Genomic DNA, 12462 nt, shown 5'->3' with positions numbered 1-12462 from the left:
TCAGCGAACGCTGTCACGCACCTGCTTCTTGAGGATCTTCCCCGTCGCGGTCTTCGGCAGCTCCGTGACCACGCGGACCTGCTTGGGCACCTGGAAGCCGGCGAGCCTTCCCTTCACATGAGCGATGACCCCGGCCTCCAGCTCGTCCTCGGGGACCGTGCCGTCAGCGACGACGACCGCGCACACGGCTTCGCCCCAGCGCTCGTCCGCCACCCCGACGACCGAGCACTCCAGCACGCCGGCAGCGCCGAGGACGACCGTCTCGACGGCCACCGACGAGACGTTCTCCCCGCCAGACTTGATGATGTCCTTGAGCCGGTCGGTGAACCACACGACGCCCTGCTCGTCGAGGTGCCCGATGTCGCCGGAGTGGAACCACCCGTGGGCGAAGGCCGCCTCGTTCGCCGAGGCGTTGTTCCAGTACCCGCTGGCGACATTCGGCGCGCGGTAGACGATCTCGCCGGTTTCCCCGGGACCCTGGACGAGACCGTGCGGATCCATCGTGCGGGCCAGGACGCTCGGTGCCTGCGGCCCCCACGAGTCGGCCGCGGTGTGCCGGTGCTCCGGCCACTGCATCACCGTCACGGGGACCACCTCGGTCTGCCCGGAGCCGAGGATGACGTCGGCGCGCGGATACATCGCATCGACCGCGTCGAGGAGCTCTTCCGGCATGGGCGCCATCGCGTAGATGGCCATCGTCACCGACGAGAGATCACGGGCCCGCTTCGCCTGCTCGGCGACGCAGGCCCGGTGCATCAGCGGCAGCATCATCGTGTGCGTGGCCCGGTGACGCTCCATCGCGTCAAGACTGCGCGCGGGGTCGAAGGCCATCCCGACGAGCAGCACGGTTCCGCCCATGAGCAGCGTGGGCATGCACAGCGTGTTCAGCGCGGTGACATGGAACATCGGGAGGACGACGAGCATCGTCGGCGGGTTCGGCCCCCACGACATCCGGGTGACCAGGGCATTGGACAGCAGGGAGGTGACCAGGGAGGTGTGGCTGACGAGTACCCCCTTCGGCCGGGACGTGGTGCCGGAGGTGTAGAGGCACTGGACGGGATCCCGGTCATCGACGAGGACCTCCAGGGGCCCGGTCGGCGCCGCGTCGACGAGCGACTGCCAACCGTGGGTCGGCAGGTCGGCCACCGGCTCCGGCGACTCCTCGTCCGTGACGACGACGTGACGCACGGACAGACCACGTAGCACCTGCTGGTGCAGCGGCCGGAAGGCGGAGTCGGTGACGACGACCTGCGGCTGCGAGTCCTCCAGGATCCACCGCTGGTCCTGCGCACCGAGCAGGAAGTTGAGCGGCATGCACACCAGCCCCGCCCGGGCGCACGCGAAGTACGTCGCCAGGACCCGCCACGAGTTCATCATCGTCAGCCCGACGGGCTGTCCCGGCTCGAGACCGAGACCGACGAGGGCGTGCCCGAGGCGGTCGACGGTCTCGGCGAGCTCGCGGTAGGTCACCTCCCGTTCGCCGTCGACCACGGCGATCCGGTCGGGGAAGAGCGCCGCAGTCCGCACGACGACGTCCCCGGCGTTGTTGCGGGTGGCGAGGTTGTACTCGAGCGGGTCGACGTGGGACAGGTCAGGGAACATGGGTGCGCCTTGTCGTGCAGGAGGGACGAGGACCGGTCAGGAGTCGAGGAAGAAGTCGAGCACGAGCTCGCCCTCGGTGCCTCCGTACGGGGACAGGTCGGTGATGCCCTCCTCGGCGAGCACCTCGTCGTCGAGGAGGAAGCGGCCGGTGCACTCCCGCGGGTCGCGGATGAGCACGGCGTGAGCCGCATCGGCCATGATCTGCGGGGTGCGGCTGCGCGCCATGGTCTCCTCGCCACCGAGGAGGTTCTGCACCGCGGCCGTGGCGATGGCCGTCCGGGGCCAGAGGCTGTTGGCGGCGATCCCGCGCTCACGCCACTCCTCGGCCAGTCCAAGAGTCACCAGGCTCATGCCGTACTTGGCGATCGTGTAGCCCAGGTAGCCACCGGCCCAGCGCGGGTCGAGGTTGATCGGCGGCGAGAGCGTGAGCACGTGCGCGCACGTGGAGCGCTCCAGGTGGGGCCGCGCGGTCTTCGCGAGGAGGAAGGACCCGCGGGTGTTGATGTCCTGCATGAGGTCGTACTTCTTCATCGGCAGGTCCGTCGTGGACGACAGGTCGATCGCGCTCGCATTGTTGACCACGATGTCGATGCCCCCGAAGGCCTCGACCGTCTGCTCGACGGCGGAGCGCACGGACTCCTCGTCGCGCACGTCCCCGAGGATCGGCAGGGCCTTCCCCCCGGCCGCCTCGATCGCCGCGGCCGCGGTGTGGATGGTGCCCTCGAGCTTGGGGTGGGGGGTGTCGGTCTTCGCGAGGATGGCGACATTGGCGCCGTCCCGGGCGGCACGCTCGGCGATGGCCAGGCCGATGCCGCGGCTGCCCCCCGACATGAGGATGGTGCGTCCGGCGAGTGTTGCGGTCATGGTGGAACTCCTGTGTGGGATCAGCGGGAGACGGCCGAGTCGCCGTCACCCTCGGTGATGCGCAGGGCGTGGATGGTGGCCCACTGGACGAATCCGTGATCCATCAGGCGGGCATCCCGTCGAGCCGGGCGAGGACCTGGAGCATGACCTCGTCGGCTCCACCCCCGATGGAGCCGAGTCGGGTGTCGCGGAGGAAGCGTGCGGTCCACGTCTCCTCCATGTAACCCATGCCGCCGTAGAACTGGATGCAGGTGTCGGCGACCTCCCGCACGAGTCGGCCGGCGGTCAGCTTCGCGACGCTCGCGCCACGGATGATGTCCTCGCCCGCCAGGTGGGCCTCGCAGACGGCGGCGTTGTGGCTGCGCAGGAGGTCGACCCGGGCCTGCAGCTCCGCGAGGCGGAAGGTCACGTACTGCTTCGTCGCCAGCGGCTGCCCGAAGACCTCGCGCTCGGCGATGTAGGCGCGGGTGCGCTCCAGGGCGCGGTCGCAGCTGCCGACGGTGGAGTAGGCCGCGAACATCCGCTCGATGACGAACTGCGCCATCTGCTGCTGGAAACCCCGGCCGATCTCGCCGATGGTGTTCGACACGGGCACCCGCACCTCGTCGAGGACGAGCTCGGCGGTGTCCGAGCTGCGGTTGCCGAGCTTGTCCAGGCGCTTGGCCACGGAGAAGCCCGGGCTGCCGGTCGGGACGATGATCTGGGACATCCCGCGGTGGCCGCCCTCGTCGGAGGTGCGGGCGAGCAGGCAGATCCAGTCGGCCTGCGTGCCGTTGGTGATGTAGGTCTTGCGTCCAGTGATGACCCAGTCGTCGCCGTCGCGCGTGGCCCGGGTACGCAGGCGGGCGACGTCCGAGCCGGTGTCCGGCTCGGTGACGGCGATCGAGGTGACCGCCTCACCGGCGAGCGCCGGGGCGAGGTAGGCACGCTTGAGCTCCGGGGTGCCGAAGCGCGCGAGCGAGGGCGTCGACATCATCGACTGGACCCCGATGGCCATCGAGACGCCGCCGGAGTCGCACCGCCCGAGCTCCTCGGCCGCGACCATCTGGAAGGAGTGGTCGGCGCCCTCTCCCCCGAACTCCTCGTCGTACTCCAGGCCGAGCAGACCCAACGCGGCGGCCTTGGGGAAGAGCTCGTGGGCGGGAAAGATCCCGGCGGCCTCCCATTCATCGGCCCGGGGGTTGATCTCGGACTCGACGAAGGCTCGCACGCTGGTGCGGAATGCCGTGTGCTCATCAGTGAGGCGCATGACCCGACGCTACTGGCGGACCATCAAACAAGCAAGCATGCTTGATTGTTCACTGGCGACGTGCCACGCTCGGCCCCATGAGCGACACCGTGGCCTCCTTCCTCGACGAGTGCGCCGATCTCGATGCGCTCGTCTCCGACCTCGACGAGCAGGACTGGGCCCGGGCGACGCCGGCACCCGGGTGGACGGTCGCCCACCAGGTCGCGCACCTCGCCTGGACGGACGAGATCGCGGCCGTCGCTGCGACCGACGACGCGGCCTTCACCGCCGAACTCGAGCTCGCGGCGGCCGACCCCCTGGGGCACGTGGACACCCGCACCGAGGAGGGCGCCACCTCGAGCCCGGCGCAGATCCTCGTCCGGTGGCGCGCAGGTCGGCAGCGCCTGGCGGAGGTGCTGCGTGACACCCCCTCGGACACCAAGCTGCCGTGGTTCGGTCCACCGATGAGCCCGCGCTCGATGGCCACCGCGCGCCTGATGGAGACCTGGGCGCACGGCCAGGACGTCGCCGACGCCCTCGGCCTCGACCGCGCCCCCACCGCGCGACTGCGCGACATCTGCCACCTCGGGGTACGCACCCGCGACTTCGCCTACCTCATCAACGACCGCACCCCTCCCGCGCACCCCTTCCGGGTCGAGCTCACCGGACCCGACGGGGAGCTGTGGACGTGGGGCGAGGAGGGCAGTGAGCACGGCGTCACCGGCTCCGCGCTGGACTTCTGCCTCGTGGTCACCCAGCGCCGGGAGGCCGGGGACACCGACCTGCACGCCACCGGCGACGCGCAGGACTGGCTGCCGATCGCCCAGGTCTTCGCCGGCGCCCCGCGCGGAGCACGGCTGTGAGGGCCCCCGACGAGGACGTGCTGCGGGTCGGCAACTGCTCCGGCTTCTACGGGGACCGGCTCTCAGCGATGCGCGAGATGCTCGAGGGCGGCGAGCTCGACGTCCTCACCGGCGACTGGTTGGCGGAGCTGACCATGCTCATCCTCGGCCGCGACCGGCTGGGGGACCCCGACACCGGCTACGCCAAGACCTTCCTGCTGCAACTGCGGGAGTGCCTCGGGCTCGCCCTGGAGCAGGGCGTGACGATCGTCGCCAACGCCGGAGGCGTCAACACCCCCGGCCTCGTCACGGCGATCCGCGAGCTCGCGCAGCAGCAGGGCCTGAGCCCGAGGATCGCCCACGTCCGCGGGGACGACCTGACGCCTCGCGCCACCGAGCTCGGACTGGGTCACCCGATGGGGGCCCACGCCTACCTCGGGGGATTCGGCATCGCCCGGGCGGTCGACTCCGGTGCGGACATCGTCGTCACCGGCCGCGTCACCGATGCCTCGGTCATCGTGGGCCCGGCCATCGCCCACTTCGGCTGGGGCCGCGCGGACCTCGACGCGCTCGCCGGGGCCACCGCAGCCGGACACGTCATCGAGTGCGGTACCCAGGCCACCGGCGGCAACTACGCCTTCTTCACCGAGATCGACGATCTCACCCACCCGGGCTTCCCCATCGCGCAGATCCACCGGGACGGCGCGAGCGTCATCACGAAACACCCGGGCACCGGGGGCGCCGTCACCGTGGACACGGTCAAAAGCCAGCTGCTCTACGAGATCGCCGACGCGCGCTACCCGGGGCCGGACGTCACCACCCGCCTCGACACGATCACCCTGCAGCAGGAGGGCGTGGACCGGGTCTTGATGAGCGGCGTCCGCGGTGAGGCTCCCCCACCCGAGCTCAAGGTCTCGCTGACCTCCCTCGGCGGCTTCCGCAACGAGATGACGATGGTCCTCACCGGCCTGGACATCGAGGCGAAGGCCGAGCTCGTCCAGCGCCAGTTCGAGGCCGGGTTGACCACCTCCCCCGCCGAGCTGACGTGGACGCTGGCGCGCACCGACGACCCGGACGCACCGACCCAGCAGCAGGCCGCTGCCCTGCTGACGGTGGTCGCCCGTGACACTGACCCGAAGGTCGTGGGTCGCGCCTTCTCCCGGGCCGGGATCGAGATCGCCCTGGGCACCTACCCGGGCTGCCACACCCTGGCACCGCCCTCGGCAGGATCCCCCTACGGGGTCTTCACTCCCGGATACGTGCCGCAGTCGGTGCCCGACCACGAGGTGGTCCTCGACGACGGCGTGGTCGAGGCCGTGACGCCGCCGCAGGAAACCCGGGAGCTCGAGGCGCTGACCGGCGAGCCCACCGCAGCACACGTGGAGGCCACGGGTGACGCCGCGCCCACGACCACGGTCCCGCTGGGCACCATCGCCGGCGCCCGCTCGGGCGACAAGGGCGGCCACGCCAATGTCGGCGTGTGGGTGCGCGACGAGGCGACCTGGCCGTGGCTGTCCGCCCTGCTGACACCCGAGCGGATCCGCCAGCTGCTGCCGGAGGCCGCGGACCTGCCCGTGACGGTGACGCACCTGCCGAACCTGCGCGCGGTGAACATCGTCATCGAGAACCTCCTCGGGCAGGGCGTCGCCGACAACGTCCGCTTCGACCCCCAGGCCAAGGGGCTGGGCGAGTGGCTGCGCTCCCGCCACGTCGACATCCCCCTCAACCTCCTCCCTGCGACCCCCAAGGACGAGCGATGAGCCATGCCGACTGGTCCTCGGACGAACTGACCGCCCTGCGCGCCACCACGGCGCAGTTCGTCACGCGCGAGGTCCTCCCCCACCAGGACGAGTGGGAGCGCATCGGTGAGCTCCCTCGATCACTGCACGCCGCCGCCGGTCGCCAGGGGCTGCTCGGGGCGAGCTTCCCCGAGCACGCCGGAGGCGAGGGCGGTGGCCAGCGGGCCGGGGTGACGGTGACCGAGGCCTTCCACGAGGCCGGCGCCGCCGGAGGCGCCTATGCCTCCCTCTTCACCTCCGGGATCGCCTGCCCGCACATCGTCACGGCCGGTGACCAGGAGCAGCTCGACCGCTGGGTCGTCCCGACCCTGGCCGGTGAGCAGATCGGTGCCCTGGCGATCACCGAGCCCGACGGTGGCTCCGACGTGGGTGGCCTGCGCACCACCGCCCGACGCGATGGCGGGGACTACATCGTCAACGGCGCCAAGACGTACATCACCTCCGGGGTGCGCGCCGACTTCGTCACCACCGCGGTCCGCACCGGAGGGGAGGAGCACCCCGGGGGCCGGGGGCTCTCCCTGCTCGTCGTCGACAAGGGCACACCGGGCTTCGAGGTGACCCGCCGCCTGGACAAGATGGGCTGGCGCTGCTCCGACACCGCGGAGCTGTCCTTCACCGACGTCCGGGTTCCGGCCGGCAACCTCATCGGTCCCGAGAACGCCGGCTTCCTGCTCATCGGCAGCGCCTTCCTCACCGAGCGGATCGCCATGGCCGCGCAGGCCTACTCCTCGGCCCAACGGTGCCTGGACCTGGCCACGCAATGGTGCCGGGACCGCCGCACCTTCGGTCAGCCCCTGATCTCGCGCCAGTCGGTGCAGAACACGCTCGTCGAGATGGCCTCGCGGATCGACGTGGCGCGCACCTACACCCGGGCCGTGGTGGACCGCCACGAGGCCGGCGAGGAGCTGACCGAACTCATTCCCGCGGTCTGCTTCGCGAAGAACACCGCCACCCGCGCCGGGGAATGGGTCGCCCACGAGGCCCTCCAGCTCTTCGGCGGGATGGGCTACATGGCCGAGTGCGAGATCGAGCGGCAGTACCGCGACATGCGCATCATCGGCATCGGCGGGGGAACCGTCGAGATCCTCAACCAGATGGCCGCACGACGGATGGGACTCGTGGCATGACGATCCTGCGCAGCACCCTCGACCCGAACACCCCCCAGGCCCAGGAGGCGGCGGAGGCGATGCGGGCCTCCCTCGCCGAGGTCGGTGCGGAGATGACCAAGGCCGTCGCCGGCGGCGGCGACAAGTACACCGCCCGCCACCACGAGCGCGGCAAGCTCACCGCCCGCGAGCGGATCGAGCTGCTGCTCGACCTGGAGTCCCCCTTCCTCGAGCTCGCCCCCCTCGCGGGGTACGGCTCGAGCTTCACCGTCGGCGGCTCCATCGTCGCGGGGATCGGGCTCGTGAGCGGGGTCGAGTGCCTCGTCCTCGCCAACGACCCCACCGTCAAGGGCGGGACGAGCAACCCGCCGGGCCTGAAGAAGACGCTGCGGATGCACGAGGTGGCGCGGGCCAACCGCCTGCCGGTCATCAGCCTCGTCGAGTCCGGAGGCGCGGACCTGCCCACCCAGAAGGACATCTTCATCCCCGGCGGCGCGACCTTCCGCAACCTCACCCGTCTGTCGAAGGAGGGCATCCCGACGATCGCCCTCGTCTTCGGCAACTCCACCGCCGGCGGGGCCTACCTGCCGGGCATGAGCGACCACGTCGTGATGATCGAGGAGCGCTCGAAGGTCTTCCTCGCCGGCCCCCCGCTGGTCAAGGCAGCCACGGGCGAGGAGTCCGACGACGAGTCGCTGGGCGGGGCGGACATGCACGCCCGGGTCTCCGGCCTGGCCGACCACTACGCCCGCGACGAGCAGGACGCGATCCGCATCGGACGCTCCATCGTCGCCCGGCTGGGACACCGCAAGGCCTGTGGACCGGTGACGACCGCACCGAAGCCGCCGCGCTACCCGGCACAGGAGCTGCTGTCGATCGTGCCCCCCGACCTGAAGTCCCCCTTCGACCCCCGTGAGGTCATCGCCCGGATCGTCGATGACAGCGACTTCGACGAGTTCAAGCCGCTCTACGGCTCGTCGCTCGTCACCGGCTGGGCGCAGCTGCACGGCTTCCCCGTCGGCATCCTCGCCAACGCCCGCGGCGTCCTCTTCAGCGAGGAGTCCCAGAAGGCCACGCAGTTCATCCAGCTGGCCAACCGCTCCAACACCCCGCTGCTCTTCCTGCACAACACGACCGGGTACATGGTCGGCAGGGAGTACGAGCAGGGCGGGATCATCAAGCACGGCTCGATGATGATCAACGCCGTGTCCAACTCGAGCGTCCCGCACATCTCGGTCCTCCTGGGCAACTCCTACGGGGCCGGGCACTACGGCATGTGCGGGCGGGCCTACGACCCGAGGTTCGTCTTCACCTGGCCGTCGGCGCGCTCGTCCGTCATGGGCGCCACGCAGCTGGCCGACGTCATCACGAATGTCTCCCGCGCCTCCGCGCTGGGCCAGGGAAAGCCCTTCGACGAAGAGGGCGCCCAGGCCATGCACGCCGCCATCGAGCAGCAGATCAGCGCCGAGGCCATGCCGATGGTCCTCTCGGGGCTCGTCTACGACGACGGCATCATCGACCCCCGGGACACCCGCGACGTCCTCGGCGTCGCCCTGTCCGCCATCCACACCGCGCCGGTCGAGGGGACGTCGTCCTTCGGCGTCTTCCGGATGTGAGGAACGTGATGAACCACCCCGAGTCCCCCATCACCAGCGTGCTCGTCGCCAACCGCGGCGAGATCGCCCGGCGCGTCTTCGCCGCCTGCCGCCGACGCGGCATCGCGACCGTCGCCGTCTTCTCCGACGCCGACTCCGCGAGCCCCCACGCCACGGAGGCCGACGCCGCCGTGCACCTGCCCGGCAGCGCGCCGGGCGAGACCTACCTGCGCGGCGACCTGATCATCGGGGCCGCCCGGCGCGCCGGCGCCGACGCCATCCACCCCGGGTACGGCTTCCTCTCGGAGAACGCCGACTTCGCCCGGCAGGTCGAGGCAGCCGGCCTGACCTGGATCGGCCCGGACCCCGAGGCCATCCGCGTCATGGGCGACAAGGTCGAGTCGAAACAGCGGATGGCCGACGCCGGTGTCCCCGTGCTCGAGCGACTGGACCCGACCGAGGTCTCGCAGGAGCACCTGCCGGTGCTCGTCAAGGCCTCCGCCGGCGGCGGCGGACGGGGGATGCGGATCGTGCGCACCCTGGCCGAGATCGACGACGCCGTCGCCTCCGCCTCACGAGAGGCCGCGTCCGCCTTCGGCGACCCGACGGTCTTCGTCGAGCGATACCTCGAGTCGGGTCACCACGTCGAGGTCCAGATCATGGCTGACGGCCACGGCACCGTATGGGCGCTCGGCGAGCGCGAGTGCTCGTTGCAGCGACGCCACCAGAAGGTCATCGAGGAGGCTCCCTCCCCGCTCGTGGAGCGCGTGGGGCCACGGATGCGCACGGCCCTCCTGCAGGCCGGACGGACGGCAGCTGCTGCCGTCGGCTACCGCGGGGCCGGAACCGTGGAGTTCCTCGCCCTGCCCGACGGGTCCTTCTTCTTCCTCGAGATGAACACCCGCCTGCAGGTCGAGCACCCCGTCACCGAGTGCGTCACCGGTACCGACCTCGTCGGCCTGCAGATCGAGGTCGCCGAAGGGGGGCGCCTCACCGGGGACGAACCGAGCACCTCCGGGTGGTCCATCGAGGCCCGGCTCTACGCCGAGGACCCGGGCGACGACTGGCGCCCCCAGACCGGGAGGATCGCGGCCCTCGACCTGCCGGGAGTGACCTCCCGCTTCGAGGTCCCGCCCCACCACGGGATCCGCCTGGACTCCGGCGTCGAGGTCGGGTCGGTCATCGGTACCCACTACGACGCGATGATCGCCAAGGTCATCTCCTTCGCCCCCTCCCGCGCCGAGGCCGCCCGCGAGCTCGCCTCCGCGCTGCGGCGCGGCCGGGTGCACGGCCTCGCGACCAACCGGGACCTGCTCGTGGCCAGCCTGCTCCACCCGGAGATGCTCGCCGGGACCGCGGACACGGGCTTCTACGACCGGCACGACCCCCGGTCCCTGACCGCCGATGCTGCGCTGGCTCCCGAGCTGGCGGCCCTCGTCGCCGCACTCGCCGCGGGCGCCCGGGACGTGGCCGACCGCCCCGTCCTGGCGGCGGTCGGCCGCGGGTTCCGCAATGTGCCCAGCGTCTTCCAGCGGCGCGGGTATGCCCACGGTGAGCAGGAGGTCCACATCGGTCACCGGCTCGGCCGCGACGGGCTCGAGCTGGAGCAGCTCCCCTCGGGGGCCACCAGCATCGAGCTCGTCGAGGCCACCGCCGAGCGCGTGGTCCTCGACCTGGACGGGGTGCGGCGGCGCTTCGCCGTCGCGGACCTCCCCGCCACCGAGGGCGGGGGCGCGCACGTCACGATCGACTGCCCCCTGGGCTCACGCACGCTGCGTGTCCTGCCACGCTTCGTCGACCCCGCGGCGCAGCAGCCCGCCGGCGCGCTCGTCGCCCCGATGCCGGGCTCGATCATCACGATCGCGGTGACCGTCGGTGACCTCGTCACGGCCGGTCAGCCGCTGCTGCACCTCGAGGCGATGAAGATGGAGCACGAGGTCGCCGCGCCCGCCTCCGGTACGGTCGCCGAGATCGCGGTCTCCGTCGGTCAACAGGTCGAGCAGGGTGCCACGCTCGTCGTGGTCGAGGGCGAGCAGAAGGAGCAGGCATGAGCACACCGGACACCACCCGACGGGTGGGCGTGACGACAGAGGGCGGTGTCGCGCGCCTCGCGCTGGACTCCCCGCACAACCGCAATGCGCTGTCCGACCTGCTGGTCACCCAGCTGCGACAGGGCCTGCAGGAGGCCTCCGAGGACGAGTCCGTGCGGGCCATCGTCCTGACCCACACCGGCGGCACCTTCTGCGCGGGCGCGGACCTGTCGGAGGCCTCCGACAGGTCCACGGACGACCCGGCCCGGGAGCGCGCCGACCAGCTCGTCGACCTCCTGCGGCTCATCGTCGAGCTGCCCAAACCCGTCGTCGGGGTCATCGACGGACACGTGCGCGCCGGCGGCATGGGGTTGGTCGCGGCCTGCGACATCGTCGTCGCCGGGTCGGCCTCGACCTTCGCCCTGACCGAGTCGCGACTGGGCCTGGCCGCCTCGGTCATCTCACTGACGCTCCTGCCCCGGATCGACCCGAGGGCCGCCTCCCGGGTCTTCCTCACCGGGGAGACCTTCGATGCGGCGCACGCCGCTCGCATCGGCGTGGTCACCGAGGCCCCCGAGGACCTCGAGGCCGCCGTCGCGCGGCTCACCGCCGACCTGGCGGCGTGCTCCCCCCAGGGGCTGCGCGAGAGCAAGGCGCTGATCAACCACGAGCTGCTCACGCACCTCGATGCGCACCGCGACCGGGTGGCCGCGCAGTCCTCGCGCCTGTTCTCCAGCGAGGAGGCCCGCGAAGGCATGACCGCCTTCCTCCAACGACGCGCACCCCGCTGGTCGGCGTGAGCCTCGAACCCAAGCAGGACCGCAGCCGGGCCACCCGGCAGCGGTTGCTCGAGTCCGCGGTGCGCTGCCTGGCGCACCACGGCTGGAGCGCCGCGACCGTGTCGGTCATCGCCGCGGACGCCGGCATCAGCCGGGGCGCGCTGCAGCACCACTTCCCCACGCGCGAGGAGCTCGTCGTCGCCGCCCTGGAGCACATGTTCGACGAGCGACGCCTCTCGGTCGAGGCCATGGCGCCTCCGCAGCTGACCGGGCCGGAGCGCGTCCATGTCGTCGTGCACACCCTCGTCGAGCTCTACATGGGAGACCTCTTCCAAGCGGCCCTGCAGGCCTGGGTGGTGGCGGCAGCCGACCCCCAGATGCTCGAGGTCATCCAGCCGCTGGAGCGACGCTTCGCGCGGTCCGTGCACGCCGCGGCGGTCGAGCACCTCGGCGTCGATGACGACGACCCGCATGCGCGCACCCTCATCCAGGCCACCCTCGACCTGGCCCGAGGGCTCGCCCTGGCCGATCTGCTCTCCGACGACTCCAGACGTCGCGCGCGGATCGTCGACACGTGGTCGACCACGCTCGCGAAGGAGCTCGGCGTCACGCAGTGA

Annotated in this window: 10 protein-coding genes; 7 read left to right on the top strand and 3 right to left on the bottom strand. The window is 71.5% G+C overall.

The window, feature by feature from the left end; translation table 11 throughout:
• From ACR9E9_RS09170 to ACR9E9_RS09160, 3 genes are all read right to left on the bottom strand, one after another.
• Entirely contained in the window at positions 1-1602 is a 1602-nt protein-coding gene (locus ACR9E9_RS09170; protein WP_435198174.1) for a class I adenylate-forming enzyme family protein, read from the bottom strand.
• A gap of 36 nt (positions 1603-1638) precedes the next feature.
• Positions 1639-2466, bottom strand: coding sequence for an SDR family oxidoreductase (locus ACR9E9_RS09165; protein ID WP_435198173.1), 828 nt, complete (start codon positions 2464-2466; stop codon positions 1639-1641).
• A 103-nt stretch (positions 2467-2569) separates the two neighbouring features.
• Positions 2570-3715, bottom strand: coding sequence for an acyl-CoA dehydrogenase family protein (locus ACR9E9_RS09160; protein ID WP_435198172.1), 1146 nt, complete (start codon positions 3713-3715; stop codon positions 2570-2572).
• Between the two features lie 77 nt (positions 3716-3792).
• On the opposite strand from ACR9E9_RS09160, the gene ACR9E9_RS09155 reads away from it, so the two are divergent.
• Genes ACR9E9_RS09155 through ACR9E9_RS09125 form a run of 7 tightly spaced genes read left to right on the top strand, consistent with a single transcriptional unit; the run spans position 3793 to position 12462 of the window.
• Positions 3793-4557, top strand: coding sequence for a TIGR03084 family metal-binding protein (locus tag ACR9E9_RS09155; RefSeq protein WP_435198171.1), 765 nt, complete (start codon positions 3793-3795; stop codon positions 4555-4557).
• Complete coding sequence (locus ACR9E9_RS09150) at positions 4554-6296, top strand: acyclic terpene utilization AtuA family protein (protein ID WP_435198170.1); 1743 nt, start codon at positions 4554-4556, stop codon at positions 6294-6296. The genes ACR9E9_RS09155 and ACR9E9_RS09150 overlap by 4 nt, the downstream gene beginning before the upstream one ends.
• On the top strand, positions 6293-7462 hold the full coding sequence (locus ACR9E9_RS09145) for an acyl-CoA dehydrogenase family protein (RefSeq protein ID WP_435198169.1): 1170 nt from the start codon (positions 6293-6295) through the stop codon (positions 7460-7462). Before ACR9E9_RS09150 ends, ACR9E9_RS09145 begins: the two co-directional genes overlap by 4 nt.
• Positions 7459-9057: an acyl-CoA carboxylase subunit beta gene (locus ACR9E9_RS09140; RefSeq protein WP_435198168.1), complete on the top strand. Its 1599-nt coding sequence runs from the start codon at positions 7459-7461 to the stop codon at positions 9055-9057. The genes ACR9E9_RS09145 and ACR9E9_RS09140 overlap by 4 nt, the downstream gene beginning before the upstream one ends.
• A gap of 8 nt (positions 9058-9065) precedes the next feature.
• Positions 9066-11087, top strand: coding sequence for a biotin carboxylase N-terminal domain-containing protein (locus tag ACR9E9_RS09135; protein WP_435203619.1), 2022 nt, complete (start codon positions 9066-9068; stop codon positions 11085-11087).
• A complete protein-coding gene (locus tag ACR9E9_RS09130; protein ID WP_435198167.1) occupies positions 11084-11866 on the top strand; it encodes an enoyl-CoA hydratase family protein in 783 nt (260 codons plus the stop codon). Before ACR9E9_RS09135 ends, ACR9E9_RS09130 begins: the two co-directional genes overlap by 4 nt.
• On the top strand, positions 11863-12462 hold the full coding sequence (locus ACR9E9_RS09125; RefSeq protein ID WP_435198166.1) for a TetR/AcrR family transcriptional regulator: 600 nt from the start codon (positions 11863-11865) through the stop codon (positions 12460-12462). Before ACR9E9_RS09130 ends, ACR9E9_RS09125 begins: the two co-directional genes overlap by 4 nt.

It is taken from the genome of Janibacter sp. GS2, from assembly GCF_051200835.1.
Taxonomy (GTDB): Bacteria; Actinomycetota; Actinomycetes; order Actinomycetales; family Dermatophilaceae; genus Janibacter.
Note: the sequence above shows the minus strand (reverse complement) of the source record. Positions and strands in the feature narration are given on the sequence as shown.